The following is a 14,567-nucleotide window of genomic DNA, read 5'->3' on the forward strand; positions in this document are numbered from 1 at the left end:
GCGGACCGGCGGCGCCCGCCCCTAAGCCGTCCCGTCATCGGCGATGCGGTAACCGACCCCGGCCATGGTCGTGACGACCGGGGGAGCGCCCAGCTTGCGGCGCAGCCGGCCGATGGTGACGGTGACCGTGTTCGTGAAGGGGTCGGCGTTCTCGTCCCACACCTGTTCCAGGAGCTGCTCGGCGCTCAGGTACGCCGGGCTGGCCCGCAGCAGCGCCTCCAGGACGCCGAACTCCTTGACGGACAGCTCCACCGGCCGGCCGTCGCGCAGCACGTTCCGGCGTACCGGATCGAGTTCGAGGCCGGCGGCCCGCAGCGCGCGTGCCCGGGCGGCCGGCCTGCGACGGGCCAGGGACCGGATGCGCAGGACGAGCTCCGGGAAGTGGAAGGGTTTGGCGAGGTAGTCGTCGGCTCCGAGGGTGAGACCGCTGACCCGGTCGCCGGGCTCGCCGGCGGCGGTCAGCATCAGCACCATGGCCCGGTCCTCCCGGTCGGTGATCATCTGGCACAGCGCGTCGCCGTGGATCCCGGGCAGGTCGCGGTCCAGGAGAACGACGTCGTACGCGTGCACGTCGATCCGCGCAGCGGCGGCCAGGCCGTCGTGCGCCACGTCGACGGCCATCCCCTGGTCCCGCAGCCCCTCGGCGACGACCTCGGCGAGGGACCGCGCGTCCTCCACGACCAGCACCCTCATGCCGTCACCCCTCCGGTCCCGTCCGGTCCGGCGGCCCCGGGCAGCGCCACGGTGACGCGCAGTCCGCCCTCCGGACGGGCCAGCAGGGCGAGCCGGCCGCCGTGCGCCGCGACGATCGCCGCGACGACGGACAGCCCGAGGCCGGAGCCCTCCTCCGACCCGGTCCGGTCCGTGCCGAGCCGTTCGAAAGGCCTCCCGAGCCGGTCCACCTGCCCCTGGTCGAGGACGCGGCCGCCGGTCTCCACCACGAGGCGGGCCTCGCCGTCCTCCCGGCCCGTCGCGACCCGGATCCAGCCCCCCTCCCGGTTGTGTACGACGGCGTTGTCGACCACGTTCTCCACCAGCCGGGACAGCAGCGCCGCACTGCCCCGCACCCAGACCGGCGGCAACCCCGCGCCCCCGCCCTCGACGGTCAGCGCCTTCGCCGCGATGCCGGCGGCCCGGGCGTCCAGTGCCTCCGCCACCAGGTCGCCCAGCGGGACCACCGCCCGGTCGGGGAGGGCGCCGTGCTGGGCCCGCGCGAGGACGAGGAACCCGTCCAGCAGGTGGTCCACCCGGTCGAGTTCGGTCCGCAGCCGCCCGGCGAGCACGACGGTCTGCGCCGCGGGCTCCGGTTTGGCGACGGCCACGTCCAGCGAGGCCCGCATCGTCGCCAGCGGCGTGCGCAGTTCGTGCGAGGCGTTGCCGACGAACCGGCGCTGTGCGGCGAACGAGGCCTCCAGCCGTTCCAGCAGCCCGTCGACGGTGTCCGCGAGCTCCTTCACCTCGTCGACGGGTCCGTCGACGGCGAGCCGCTCGTGGAGGTTGTCCGCGGAGATCCGCCGGGTCGCCGCGGTGATCAGCCGCAGCGGGCGCAGCACCCGCCTGGCGAGGACCCGGCCGACCACGAGCGAGACCCCCGCCATCACCAGCAGCGCGATCAGCGAGCCCACCAGCAGCCGGTGGTTCTGCTGCGCCGGGAGTTCGGCGAGTTGCCGCTGGAGGTCCTGGAGCCGCTGCTCTGCGGCGGGCGGGGCCGTCCCGCCGTCCCGGGGCTGTCCAGGAGCGACGCTGGTCACCCGGGTGCCGGCCATCAGGTAGGTGAGGGCGAGCAGGACGGCCCCGGAGCCGAGGAAGCCCGCCGCGTAGAGGATCGTGAATCGCCGGCGGACCGTCCCGCCCCGCAGCATGCCCATGCTCTCCCCGTCCCCCGTGCGAATCCGGCCGGGCCCAGGATGCCGCAGCGTGCCTAACAGCCGCATAACAGGGACGGTTCGGGCGGCGTGAGGGGCCGGACCGTAGAACCGTCCCATGCCTACGATCACAGAATCCCTCCGGCGGGAGTGGACCCGATTCCGGCGACCGGGCCGGCTGGTCGCACTGGCGGCCGCGGCCCTGGCCGTGGTCGCCTTCGGCCTGCTCTACGCCTTCGGCAACCACGCCTCCTGCGGCGGACCGTGCCCGCTCGACCCGGCCGGCCCCAACGGCTCCCTCGTCAACGACCAGTTCGCCTTCGCCCACCGCGACCTGGGCGAGAACGGCAGCATCACGGTCCGGATGACGTCCATGACCGGCACGATCACCTACCCGCCACCGCACCACGACCAGATCCTTCCGGGCCTGGTGCCCTGGGCGAAGGCCGGGATCATCGTCAAGGACGGTGTCCGCCCGGGTTCCTCGTACGCGGCGCTGATGCTCACCGGCGCCCACGGGGTGCGCATGCAGTACGACTACCGCCACGACATCGCGGGCCGCGCCGGAGGGGTCTCGGCCGAGTCCCCACGCTGGCTGCGGCTGACGCGGTCGGGCGACACCGTCACGGGCTACGAGTCCGCCGACGGCGAGCGCTGGACGAAGGTCGGAACGGCGCGGCTGCCGGGGCTGCCGGCGACCGCGCAGGCCGGTCTGTTCGCGACGTCACCCGGCGACCTGTCGCTACAGCCCGTCGGCTTCGGTGGCGGGGTCAAGGAGCAAGTGCGCTTCACACAGGCCTCCGGGGTCTTCGACCGGATCACCCTGCAGGGCGCGGCCACCGCCGGAGGCTGGCGGACGGACACGCTCGGCGAAATGAACCGCACCGACTGGGAGAAGTACCACCAGCCGTCCGGGGCCGTGGAGAAGGGCGGCACCGTCACCGTCACCGGCGTCGGAGACATCGGCCCGGCCGGCGCCGAGGACGGCGCGCGCCCCGTGGAGAGCACCCTCGGAGGTCTGCACGTCGCCCTCCTCCTGGTGCTCGTGGCGGCGGTGAGGTTCGCCGTCTCCGGCGCACCCGGCGCACCCGGCGCACCCGGCACCCGCCGGGCGCTCGCGGTGCGGGCCGCCGTCGTCGGATCCGCCGCGTTCGCCACCGGGCTCCTCGCCGTCGGAATCGTCGTCCCGGCCGGCGCATCGGTCCTCGAGGGCAACGGGATCACCGTCATAGAGGTGTCCGCACTCACCGGGTCCCGGGTCGTCGTCGGCACGGCCGCCGCGCTCGCCCTCGCCGCGGTGCTCGCGTTCGCGCTCGGCACGCTGCTGCGGCGCGCCCGCCTCGCCGTGCCCGTCGCGCTCCTGGCGGTCGCGCTCCCGTACGCCGTGACGTCCTTCCCGCTGATCGCCGACGGCCCGGCACAGTGGCTGCTCCGGCTCACGCCGGCCGCCGGCTTCGCCGCGCAGCAGACCCTCGTGGAACATCCGCAGGTCCTCGCCCACTACGCCCCCTCCGCCGGCTACTTCCCGCTGCCGTGGTGGGCCGGGCTCGGCGTGCTGTGCGCCTGGACGGCGCTCCTGCTGTGGCTCGCCGCGCGGCGCCTGCAGCAACCGACGACGGCAGGGCCCGCCTCCGCGCTCCCGGAGGCCCGGCTCGGCCGCGCACCGCTTCGGCAGCGCTGATGACCGGTCGCTGCGCCTACGCCAGCAGGCGCAGCGAGGTCGCCGCGATGCCCAGTCGGACGCTCTGGCCCCAGGTCAGCTGCAGGGAGTCGGCCTCCATCCCGTCGCCGAAGACCACGATCCGGTCCGACTCCACGGTCAGCCGCAGCCCCTGGCCGTGTGACAACTGCCCTGCCACCCTCGACGTTCCGGTGGCGGGCGACGGCCAGGCCTCGCGCACGAACCACATGAGCCGACGCTCGCACGGACCGGGGAGGCGTTCGGTGCTGCCGCGTTCCAGCCACAGGGAGCGCAGCCAGCCGGTGGATCCGGTGCCGGTGCCCACGAGCACACCGGAAGACGCCTGGGCCTCGCCCGGGTCCTCCTCGCCGTCGGGGCCCAGACGGTACCGGGCCGTCTGGTGCCCGGGCGGGCCCAGGTAGATCTCGTTGAGAGCCAGCAGCCGCTGGGTGTCGTCGGCGACGGCCTCGACCATGGTCAGGTCGTCCGTCCGCCCCCCGGCGGTCGCGGCGCGCAGGAGGGCGGCCGTGTCGGCGCAGCGGTGCCGGACCAGGACGCCGGGGTTGCGTCCCGGGTCGGTGTCGATGCCGATCACCGGCTGCCCGGTGAGGTACTTCGCGGTGTTGGCGACCAGACCGTCCTGCCCGACCACGACCACCACGTCCTCCGGCGCGAACAGGAAGCGGTCCAGGTCCGCCCGCTCCACCTGGGAGCTGCGCCAGGTGAGGGGTACCGCCGCCGCCACCTCCCGCAGCGCCTGCCGGGTCCGGCCGTGCCGCTCGACCACCTCGCCGATCGAGCGGCCCCGGCTGGAGAGGAAGAACGCCGCCTGCCCGTGGGTCCCGTGCCGGTCGAGCAGCTCCTCGTACTCGGTCCTGCGGTGCACGAGCACCGCGCGCGGCGCCAGGCTCACGCGTCCGCCCCGGACTCCGGGCGCCCGAGCTTGCTGAGCAGGCCGGTGAGGACGTCGGGGGAGAGCGTGATGCTCTCCACCCGGGGCAGGTTCTCCGCCAGCCGGGTCGCCGCCAGGGCGTACAGGGTGCCCGGGCCGGCCTCGTCGTGCACGTGCAGCCAGGCGGCCTGGGCCTCGGCCCGCGCCGAGCCCGTCGCGCGTGCCGCCTCGGCGTCCGCGCGGGCCAGGCGGACCTTGCGGGCCGCCTCGGCCTCGGTCCGCACGCTGTCGGCCGCCGCCTTCTCCTCCGCCTCGCGCCGGGCGTTGATGCCGCGCTGCTCCACCAACTGCTCCTCGCGCCGTGCCAGTTCGATCTGGCTGGCCAGCTCGTTCTCGGCGATCGCGCGCTCGCGTTCGACGGCGACGGCGCGCCGCTCGTAGGTGGCCCGGTCCGCCTCCTGCTGGATCTGCTCGCGGGCCGGTGTGCGCAGGGCGCGTTCCACCTCGGCCTCGGGGCGGATCGCCACGACGCGCACGGCCACCACGTCGATGCCGGTGGCCGGGAGCCGGGGTTCGGCGGCGAGACCCGCGGCGACGCTCTGGCGGACCGAGGCGACGCCGTCCACCAGGGCGACGGCCAGCGGGGTCCGGGCCAGCACGTCCAGGGCGTGCTGCTGCGCGGTCTCGGTGAGGAGGGTGGAGATCTGCTCCAGCGGCGCGCCGCGCCAGCTGCCGGTGTCCGGGTCGACGGAGAAGTCGAGCCTGTCCGCCGCCTCGGCCGGGTCGCTGATCCGGTAGGTGACGGTGGCCTGCACCGTGACGTCCTGGAAGTCGGCCGTACGGGCGTGGAAGGCCATGGCCAGCTCCCGGTCGTCGACGGGCACTTCGGACAGTGCCGCCGACAGCGACCGGTACCAGAAGCTGAGCCCTCGGCCGTCGTGGACGAGCTGGCCGCGCTTGTGGTGGCGGATGTGGGCGGTGGGCGCGGAGCGCAGGTGACGCCAGCCGAAGCGCCGGGTGATGTCGGCCATGGTGGACCCCCTCTATTTCGTCGACCTGACGATAATCGCAGTCACTCATATCGTCAAGGGGACGAAAAAAGAGGGGAGTGCCGCTCGGTGCGGGCGGGAACGGCTGGGCACGCGGTGGCGAACGCGGCGAGGGGGGCGTGCCGTTGGCCGAGAACGTGCCACCCGGGGCTCGCGTTCCGCGGTGACCCGCCGGGACGTCTGAAGGGCCCGGGAGACACGCAGGGCCCGGGAAACGCGAAGGGCAAGGAGATGATCTCCTTGCCCTCTTCAACGTATAGCGCACGGGGGGTCTTGCGGCAAGCCCCCGCCCACGACGCACAATCGTCGGCCTGAGGCCACCACGCCACCGCCTGCGCAGATGCGGCGCGGCGCGCGAGGCGGGTCGTCCTCCCAGTCGTCTTCTCAGCCAGAGGTGGATAGCGAGTGATCGAGCAGTACGTGGTGGACCTGCACGAGATCGACGGGACGCACATCGCGCGTGCCGGCGGGAAGGGCGCGCACCTGGGCGGCCTGTCCCGGATCGAGGGCATCAGCGTGCCGGACGGCTTCTGCGTGACGACGGACGCCTTCCGGCACCTCGTGGCGGGAGCGCCGTCGCTCGCGGGTCTGCTCGACCGGCTGGCCGGCCTCGGCCCGGACGACCGGGACGGGGTCCGCACGCTCAGCGCGCAGATCCGCCGGACCGTCGAGAACATCGAGCTCCCGGAAGACCTCGCGGCGGCGGTCACCCGCGGGCTGGCCGGGCTCGGCGCGGACGTGCCCTGCGCCGTCCGTTCCAGCGCGACCGCGGAGGACCTCCCGACGGCCTCCTTCGCGGGGCAGCAGGACACGTACCTGAACATCGTGGGGCCGGCGGAGGTCCTCCGGCACATCAGCCGGTGCTGGGCCTCGCTGTTCACCGAACGGGCCGTCACCTACCGCCGGCGCAACGGAATCGACGACCGCACGGTCCACATGGCCGTCGTCGTACAGCGGATGGTGTTCCCCCGGGCCTCCGGGATCCTGTTCACCGCCGACCCCGTCTCGGGCAACCGGGAGGTCGCCACCGTGGACGCCGGCTTCGGCCTCGGCGAGGCCCTGGTCTCCGGCCTGGTCAACCCGGACGTCTTCACGGTGCGCGACGGCCGGGTCGTCTCCCGGACGATCGCCGCCAAGCTGCGCGCCGTCCGGCCGCTGCCGGGCGGCGGGACCGAACAAGTCGCGGTCGGCCCCGAGGAGCAGGAGCAGCCCGCCCTGACGGACGCCCAGGCCGTCGAACTCGTGCGGCTCGGACGGCGCATCGAGGCGCACTTCGGCCGCCCGCAGGACATCGAATGGTGCCTGGACGCCGACGGTGGCTTCCGGATCGTCCAGAGCCGCCCGATCACGACGCTCTTCCCCGTCCCCGCGGCGGACGACCGGGAGAACCACGTCTACGTCTCGGTCGGCCACGGACAGATGATGACCGACGCCATGAAGCCCCTGGGCCACTCCATGTGGCAGCTGACCGCCCTGGTGCCGATGCACGAGGCCGGCGGACGGCTGTTCGTCGACGTCACCGCGCGCCTCGCCGCACCCGCGACCCGCGCCGGCCTCCTGGACGCCCTCGGGAAGGGCGATCCCCTGGTCAGGGACGCCCTGGAAACCGTCCTCGACCGGGGCTTCGTCCCGTTGCTCCCGGACGCGGAAGCCGGCGGCGTTCCGGCGGCCGCAGGCGGGCGGAGCGGTGCGCCCGGCGCGGCCGAGACCGATCCCGCCGTGGTCGGGGAGCTGATCGAGCGCAGCCGGGCGTCCATCGCGGCGCTGGAGCGCGAGATCCGGACCAAGAGCGGACCCGAGCTGTTCGCCTGCCTGGAGGAGGCCTTCGAGGAGCACAAGCGGGTGGTGGGCGACCCGCTGAACATGCGGGCGATCATGGCGGGCATGGAGGCCACCTGGTGGCTCAACGACAGGCTGCAGGAATGGCTGGGGGAGAAGAAGGCCGCCGACACCCTCACCCTGTCCGCCCCCGACAACATCACCTCGGAGATGGGGCTGGACCTGCTCGCCGTCGCGGACACGGTCCGCCCGCTCCCGGAAGTGGTCGCGTTCCTCCAGGACGTCCACGACCGGGGTGTCGAGGACGGCGGCTTCCTGGACGGACTCGCCGAACTCCCCGGCGGGTCCGGCACCCGGAAGGCCATCGAGGACTACCTGGCCCGGTACGGCATGCGCTGCGTCGGCGAGATCGACATCACCAGGCCGCGCTGGCACGAGCGCCCCGGGGCCCTCGTACCCGTCATCCTCGACAACGTCAGGAACTTCGGGCCCGGCGCCGCCGCACACCGCTTCGAAGAGGGCCGCAGAAAGGCGCACGCCAAGGCGCAGGACGTACTGGCGCGCCTGCGCGCCCTGCCGGACGGGGACCGCAAGGCCGACGAGACCAAGCGCATGATCGACACGGTCCGCGCCTTCATCGGGTACCGCGAGTATCCGAAGTACGGCATCGTCAGCCGCTACTTCCTCTACAAGCAGGCCCTGCTCGGGGAGGCCGCGCGCCTCGTGCAAGCCGGCGTGCTGCCCGAGCGGGACGACGTCTTCTACCTGACCTTCCAGGAGTTCCGCGACATCGTCCGCGGCGACCCGTACCGGTCCGGCGCCGCCGACCGGTCCGCGACGGCCGGCCGGCTCGGCGAGCTGATCCGGCAGCGGAAGGAGACGTTCAGGTCGTACGAGGCGCTCACCCCGCCCCGCGTGCTCACCTCGGAGGGCGAAGCCCTCACCGGGTCCTACCGGCGCGACGACGTGCCTCCCGGAGCGCTGACCGGCCTCCCGGTCTCGACGGGCACCGTGGAGGGGCGGGCCCGTGTCGTCCTCGACATCGCGGACGCCGACCTGGAGGCGGGCGACATCCTCGTGACGACCTTCACCGACCCCAGCTGGTCCCCCCTCTTCGTCGGCGCCGCGGCCCTGGTGACCGAGGTCGGCGGTCTGATGACCCACGGGGCGGTGATCGCCCGCGAGTACGGCCTGCCGGCGGTCGTGGGCGTGGACCGGGCCACCCGGCTGATCCGCGACGGGCAGCGCATCCGCGTGCACGGCACCGACGGGTACGTGGAGATCCTCTCCTGAACCGGACGCGACGCCCGGCCCGGCCCGCCGACGCCCGGCGCCGACGAGGCGACGGCCCGCCCGATCCGCCGCATGCGTGCTCCTCACCGGGGCAGCAGCGGCGGGTGCCCCCTTCACATCACTTCGTCAGCCGTACGGAGCGGGACCCCGCCGGTGCGGGCTCCCGCCGCCGTAGCCGACTCGACCGCCCCGTTCCGTGATGCCCGGCCCCGGTGACCCCGCGATGGCGATCGCCGCCGTGGCGATGCCCGCCGTGATGCTGTGCGTCCTGCTGGCACTGGGCCGTTACGAGGAGCTCCTCCTCGGGCGCCGGTCCCGGCCTGCGCCACGCCCTCGCCACGCCCGCCCCGCCCGCCCCGGGCCACGCCGGCAGGCGTCCCGCGCCCCGGGCCGCCCTCCCACGTCCCCCCGACCCCGGCACCGCGCACGGACCGCGCCCGCCGGCGTCACGGCGAGAGCGGACGTTTCGGAACGCGCCACCGGGCCAGACGAGGACTGAGCTGCGGGGGGACACCGGTCCCCGCGCGAGAGGAGTCGACCGATGGCGAACGTGTGGCCGCTGCTGGACCGAGCCGAGGACCGCCGGGCGTGGCCGGACCGCGCTGCGTGCCGGGGTCTCGGCACGGAGGGGTTCTTCCGGCCCGAGTGCGAGAGCAGCCGGGAGCGGTCCGCCCGGGAGGAGGCGGCACGGAAGGTCTGCGCGGACTGCCCGGTGCGGGTCGAGTGCCGCAGGCACGCGCTGCGTTCCCGGGAGCCGTACGGAGTGTGGGGCGGCCTGACCGAGGAGGAACGACGGGCCCTCTACGTGCACACCCCGGGCTGAGCGCCACGGCACCGGTACGGGCCCGGCCCCGACGCCACCCACGGCGGCCGGGGCCGGGCCCGTACCGCGACGGCCGGCTCCCCGCCCGCTAGTCGGGCGGTGCCGCGCCACGTGCGGTCCGACGGTGCCACCAGTGCCGGCGCGGGCGGTGCACCGCCCGCCCCAGCCGCCGGCCGAGGAGCAGGTAGCCGAGGAGCGCGCCCGCGGTGTTGAGGATGACGTCGTCGACGTCGAAGGCCCGCCCGGTGACGAGGGCGCCCTGGATGAGTTCGACGAGCGTCATCAGGGCGGCCGTCACCACCCCCACCCGCAGGAACCCGCGGGCCGGGGGTACCAGCACCGGCAGCAGCACGCCGAGCGGCACGCCGAGGAGCAGGTTGCCGCCCAGCTGCCGCACCGCGTCGCGGGCGGGGGCGTCGCCCAGGTACAGCCTGATCGAGCGCCCGGGGTGGACGTTGCTGTGCACCAGTGCCGCCGAGGACGCGGAGGGCTCCAGCGTCAGGCGGGCCAGCAGCACGCTGAACGCCACCGTCGCGGCGAACGCCGTCACCATGGCGAGCGCCCGGACCGCGGGGTGCGCCCGCCGGGGCGCCGCGGCTTCCCTTCCCGCGGACCGCGGAGGTGATTTCCCCGCCGTCTCCGTGTGCCGGGTACCCGAGGTGAACCGTTTGCCGATCCGCGCCAGTGTCCAGGTCATGCGAGCGCGCTTACCCGCGAACCGCGCCCGAATGCGGCGGAGTTGGTGCCGCGAGCTGACGGGCCGGCGCACTGGCGAACCGGCCTCGGCGCGGCTCCGGGCACCCGGCCCGCGCCGCCGGGCGCCCAGGTGCGCGTACCGTGCTCGTCCCCGCAGGCCATGCAGGACCGACTTCGCGCCGGCCCCCGGCCCGTCAGCCGCCGGGAGCCGGGCCCTCACCGTCCGCGGTGCCCGGGCCGCTCCCCCTGCGCAGTTCGGCGTCGGTGAGTTCCTCCAGTTCCCCGTGCGTGTCCAGCCAGTACAGGAGGGCCACCGCCGGTACGACGAGCAGCAGGGCCACGAGCGTCACGAACGCCAGCCACGTCAGGGTGGCGGGTGCGCCCGCCGCGTCCGCCACCGTCAGCGAGGTGGGGAGCAGGTAGGGACGCTGCGCCATGCCCCACGCGAGCACGGAGGACGCGACCGCCCCGACCGCCGTCACGCGGACCCACACCCCCGGCGCCCGCAGGAGCAGCGCGCCCGTCGCCACGGCCGACACCACCGCCACCGCGACGAAGAACAGCCCCAGCCCGCGGGTCAGCCCGCGCCACACGTAGGGGGAGTCGTCGTGGAGGACGAACGCCGTGACCACCGCCAGGACGGCGAGCACACCGAGACTGCCCAGTGCCCGCCGCCTGAAGTACCCGACCAGATCGGGCGCGTCGAACCGGCGGGCGTCCCCGGTGAGGAACACCGCGCCGAGGAACGCCGTGGTCGTGATGGCCCCCAGACCGAACACGAGCGGGGTCGGGCCGGCCCAGGCGTACGCCGACGCCTCGGTGCCGGGCGCCACCCGCCCCGACGCCACGCCGCCCACCGCGGCCCCGAGGAAGAACGGCGTCACCACCGAGGCCACGGCGAACACCGCGCCGTACAGCCGGCGGCCGGCCAGCCGCCGGGACGGCTTGCGGAACGCGAAACCGGCCCCGCGCAGGACCATGCCGACGACTGCCAGCGCCAGCGGCACCCACATCGCGGAGAACACGGCCTGGAACAGCACGGGGAACCCGGTCCACATGATGACCAGGACGAAGACCAGCCACACGTTGTTCACCTCCCACACGGGAGCCATCGCATGGTCGACGAGCCATCGGGCACGCCTGCCGCGCCGCGCCCCGCCGGCCGTCAGGTCCCAGAAGCCGGCCCCGTAGTCGGTGCCGCCCGCGCAGGCGTACGCGGCGACGGCGAGCAGCAGCACCACGGCGATCAGATCGGCGGTCACGGGCGCCCCTCCCCGGCCCGGCCCGACCCGGCCGGCGGCCCGTCATCGGCGGCCGGCCCCGGCCGCCCGTCCCCCACGGGCAGCGGCCCGCGCGGCCCGTACGGGGCGTCCGCCTCCGGCGCGGCGGACGGCCCGCCGGCGTGCTGCGCGTCCGCGAGCCGCCAGCGCTTCCGCATGCCCAGCAGAATGGCCAGGAACGAGCCGAAGAGGAACACGTAGACGACGACCACGAGGCCGAACATGACCCACAGGGTGGTGGAGCGGGTCGAGGTCACGGCCTCCGCCACCCGCATGTTCCCGTACACGATCCAGGGCTGCCGTCCCACCTCGGCGGCGACCCAGCCGGCCTCCACGGTCACGACGGCGGCGACGCCGGCGCAGGCCGCGCAGCGGTAGAACCACTTCGACGCGGGCAGCCGCCGGTGCCGGAGCCAGATCAGGCCGTACCAGAGGGCGAGCACCACCAGCGCCGACCCGACCAGCACCATGACGTCGAACGCCCAGTGCGCGATGGTCGCCTGGGTGGCCGTCGGCCGCTGATCGGCGGGTACGGACGACAGGCCCCGCACCTCGGTGTCGACGCTGAACCCCGCCATCAGCGAATCGAGCATCGGGATGCGGATGCCGCCCTTGACGCTCCCGTCCTCCTGGAGCCGCCCGAAGATGTACTCCGGCACCCGGGTGTCGGTCTCCCAGACGATCTCCATGGCGGCGAACTTCACCGGCTGCTCGTGGAACACCGACCGGGCGAGCGAGTCGCCGAGGACGAACTGCACGGGGGTCGCCACGGCGGCGATCGTGAACGGCACGGCGAAACCCAGCCGGTGGTAGTGGTCGCGCCGCCCCCGCAGCCAGCCCGTCGCGTAGACGCCGGACACCACGAAGCCCGCGGTGAGGACCATCGCCACCACGAAGTGCCAGTACTGCGGCCCGAGCATCGGCGTGAAGATCGCCTTCCAGACGTTCACGTCGACGGGGTCGCCCTGCGCGTCGAGCGTGAACCCCTGAGGAGTGTTCATCCACGAGTTGGCGGCGAGGATGCCGAACGCGCCGAGCAGTGCGGCGGCCGGGAGCGGCAGCCCGAGCAGGAAGTGCGTACGGGGCTTCAGCCGCCGCCACCCGTACAGGTAGATCGCGATCAGCACGGCCTCCAGGAAGAACGCCCACGCCTCGACACCGAACCCGATGCCGAACACATCGCCCCACCGGCCCATCAGACCGGGCCAGAGCAGGCCGAACTCGAAGGAGAGGACGGTGCCGGTCACGATGCCGAGCGCGAACTGCACCGCCATCACGGCCGACCACCGCCGGGCGAGCAGCAGGGCCGCGGGGTCCTTGCGGCGCAGCCCCCGGTAGTGCATCACCAGGGTGATGAACGGGAAGGCGACGCCCAGCGGCACGAGGATGATGTGCGACGCGAGGGTGAAGGCCATGAGTTCCCTGGCCGGGAGCAGCTGGGCCGGGGCATCCGCCAGCAGGTGGAACGAGGTGGGCATACGGGCCTTCGCCGTTGGTGACAGTCCGGGAGGACCACGCAACCACCGGCACCCCTCGCACCGGCGAACCGGGAACCCCCGCTAGTCCGTTAGGCCGATCACCTTCCCCCGGTCGGCGCCCCCGACAGAACAGTCGTATGGTCCACCGCGGCTCACCCGGTCACCGCGCCGATGCACCGAACCCGGCCGATCCGACTCCGTACGCAGTACGGCTCGTGGACAGCCCGGACCGATTCGCCCCGATCATGCGTGTTCGCCCCCCGTCCCCGACGGGCCACCCGAAGCCCGTATTGAAAATGACTGTCATAATCGTATAGAAGTACGGGGTGCTCATCTCGCAACAGGTGCTCGAGCGCCCACCGGCCGGAGCCCGGCCCTTCGCTCTCACCTCACTTCTGCATCCCGCGGTCGCCACGCTCCTGGCGGATCACCGCGCCCTGCTGGCCGACCTGTTGGACGGCCTGGGGTCACCGCTGCACGTCGTGCTGCCCGAGATCTTCGAGGAGAACGTCGTCACGCTCCGGCAGGCGTTCGCCGAGGCGGGCGCCACTGCCGACATCTGGTTCGCCAAGAAGGCGAACAAGGCCGACTGTTACGTCGCGTCGGCCGCCGCCCTGGGTGTCGGGATCGACGTCGCCAGCGCCCCCGAACTGGTCAAGGCCCTGGCCGGCGGAGTTCCCGGGCACCGGATCGGGATTTCCGGTCCGGAGAAGAACGACACGCTGCACGCTCTCGCCGTCCGGCACGGCTGCCTGGTCGCCGTCGACTCGATCAGCGAACTCCGCCGTCTGGCGGCGACCGCGCGGCTCGCGAGGCAACAGGCACGTGTGTTGCTGCGGACCCGCACGGACGGCCAACCCGGAAGCCGCTTCGGGCTGTCCGCCGCCGAGCGTGACGCGGCCGTCGGTCTGTGCGGGGAGCTCTCGGCCCACGTCGGTCTCCGGGGGTTCTCCTTCCACCTGAACGGCTACTCGACGGCGGAACGCGCGCGGGCGGCGAACGAAATGATCGAGCACTGCCTCGACGCCAGGCGGCGCGGCTCGCTCTCCGCGGAACTGATCGACATCGGCGGCGGGCTGCCGGTCCGCTATGTCGAGCCGCGGCTCTGGAAGGCGTTCCTCCGGCAGAACCAGCCGGCTCACTACCACGCGGCCAAGGACTTCACGGACTTCTATCCGTACGGCGGGCAGCCGCCGGCCCAGGCAGTTCGCGCGATCATGGCGCACCCGGTCGACGGTGGGGAGAGCCTGTCGGCGAAGGCGGCACGCAACGGGCTCCGGTTCGTCGTCGAGCCCGGCCGGGCCCTGTTGGACCAGGCCGGATTCACCCTGTACCGCGTACAGCAGGTGGACGACCGACGGGACACCGACGGGTACGCGATCGTCACCGTCGCGGGCAGCAGCTTCAGTCTCTCCGAGCAGTGGTTCGGCAGTGACTATCTGCCCGACCCGCTGCTGGTGTCGGCTCAGCCCGCCGCCGACGAGGTGTTCCCGGCCTGCGTCGCAGGTTCGACCTGCCTGGAGAGCGACCTGGTGACCTGGCGGAAGATCGGCTTCCCGCGGCCCGTCCGGCGCGGTGACCAACTGGTCTACCTCAACACCGCCGGCTACCAGATGGATTCCAACGAGTCCCCGTTCCATGACGCCGCACTGCCGTTGAAGGCCGTGATCCGGCTCGGCGACGAAGGGGCCCCACCCCGCTGGCGCCTCGACGGAGTCTGATGCGGCTTCG

Annotated in this window: 11 protein-coding genes; 4 read left to right on the forward strand and 7 right to left on the reverse strand. The window is 73.7% G+C overall.

Annotation, left to right across the window (positions count from 1 at the left end):
* Positions 1–21: 21 nt before the first annotated feature.
* Together ACIQUQ_RS05760 and ACIQUQ_RS05765 are read right to left on the reverse strand one after the other, a co-directional pair.
* Entirely contained in the window at positions 22–693 is a 672-nt protein-coding gene (locus tag ACIQUQ_RS05760) for a response regulator transcription factor (protein WP_403971691.1), read from the reverse strand.
* A complete protein-coding gene (locus ACIQUQ_RS05765) occupies positions 690–1,868 on the reverse strand; it encodes a sensor histidine kinase (RefSeq protein ID WP_403971693.1) in 1,179 nt (392 codons plus the stop codon). Before ACIQUQ_RS05765 ends, ACIQUQ_RS05760 begins: the two co-directional genes overlap by 4 nt.
* A gap of 115 nt (positions 1,869–1,983) precedes the next feature.
* Here ACIQUQ_RS05765 and ACIQUQ_RS05770 point away from each other — a divergent pair, with 115 nt between their 5' ends.
* Positions 1,984–3,546 (forward strand): hypothetical protein, encoded by a 1,563-nt coding sequence (locus ACIQUQ_RS05770; RefSeq protein ID WP_403971695.1) that lies wholly within the window; start codon positions 1,984–1,986, stop codon positions 3,544–3,546.
* 16 nt (positions 3,547–3,562) lie between these two features.
* Here ACIQUQ_RS05770 and ACIQUQ_RS05775 read toward each other — a convergent pair whose 3' ends face one another.
* Together ACIQUQ_RS05775 and ACIQUQ_RS05780 are read right to left on the reverse strand one after the other, a co-directional pair.
* A complete protein-coding gene (locus ACIQUQ_RS05775; protein WP_403971697.1) occupies positions 3,563–4,459 on the reverse strand; it encodes a hypothetical protein in 897 nt (298 codons plus the stop codon).
* The gene (locus tag ACIQUQ_RS05780) at positions 4,456–5,469 is read right to left on the reverse strand and encodes an SPFH domain-containing protein (protein WP_403971699.1); all 1,014 of its coding nucleotides are present in this window, start codon (positions 5,467–5,469) and stop codon (positions 4,456–4,458) included. The genes ACIQUQ_RS05775 and ACIQUQ_RS05780 overlap by 4 nt, the downstream gene beginning before the upstream one ends.
* A gap of 423 nt (positions 5,470–5,892) precedes the next feature.
* Between ACIQUQ_RS05780 and rph the strand changes: the two genes are divergently transcribed.
* Positions 5,893–8,559 (forward strand): rifamycin-inactivating phosphotransferase, encoded by a 2,667-nt coding sequence (gene rph, locus ACIQUQ_RS05785; protein ID WP_403971701.1) that lies wholly within the window; start codon positions 5,893–5,895, stop codon positions 8,557–8,559.
* Positions 8,560–9,100: 541 nt separating this feature from the next.
* On the forward strand, positions 9,101–9,382 hold the full coding sequence (locus ACIQUQ_RS05790) for a WhiB family transcriptional regulator (protein ID WP_403971703.1): 282 nt from the start codon (positions 9,101–9,103) through the stop codon (positions 9,380–9,382).
* Positions 9,383–9,470: 88 nt separating this feature from the next.
* Here the strand turns inward: ACIQUQ_RS05790 and ACIQUQ_RS05795 are convergent, their stop codons facing one another.
* From ACIQUQ_RS05795 to ACIQUQ_RS05805, 3 genes are all read right to left on the reverse strand, one after another.
* Positions 9,471–10,079 (reverse strand): VanZ family protein, encoded by a 609-nt coding sequence (locus tag ACIQUQ_RS05795; RefSeq protein WP_403971705.1) that lies wholly within the window; start codon positions 10,077–10,079, stop codon positions 9,471–9,473.
* Positions 10,080–10,272: 193 nt separating this feature from the next.
* The gene (locus ACIQUQ_RS05800) at positions 10,273–11,340 is read right to left on the reverse strand and encodes a cytochrome d ubiquinol oxidase subunit II (RefSeq protein WP_403971707.1); all 1,068 of its coding nucleotides are present in this window, start codon (positions 11,338–11,340) and stop codon (positions 10,273–10,275) included.
* Positions 11,337–12,836 carry a cytochrome ubiquinol oxidase subunit I gene (locus ACIQUQ_RS05805; protein ID WP_403971709.1) on the reverse strand — a complete coding sequence of 500 codons (1,500 nt, stop codon included), beginning with the start codon at positions 12,834–12,836 and terminating at the stop codon, positions 11,337–11,339. Before ACIQUQ_RS05805 ends, ACIQUQ_RS05800 begins: the two co-directional genes overlap by 4 nt.
* Before the next feature lie 326 nt (positions 12,837–13,162).
* Here ACIQUQ_RS05805 and ACIQUQ_RS05810 point away from each other — a divergent pair, with 326 nt between their 5' ends.
* Positions 13,163–14,557, forward strand: coding sequence for an alanine racemase (locus ACIQUQ_RS05810; RefSeq protein WP_403971711.1), 1,395 nt, complete (start codon positions 13,163–13,165; stop codon positions 14,555–14,557).
* The last annotated feature ends 10 nt before the right edge of the window (positions 14,558–14,567 follow it).

This window comes from Streptomyces sp. NPDC101118 (assembly GCF_044759445.1).
GTDB lineage: Bacteria > Actinomycetota > Actinomycetes > Streptomycetales > Streptomycetaceae > Streptomyces.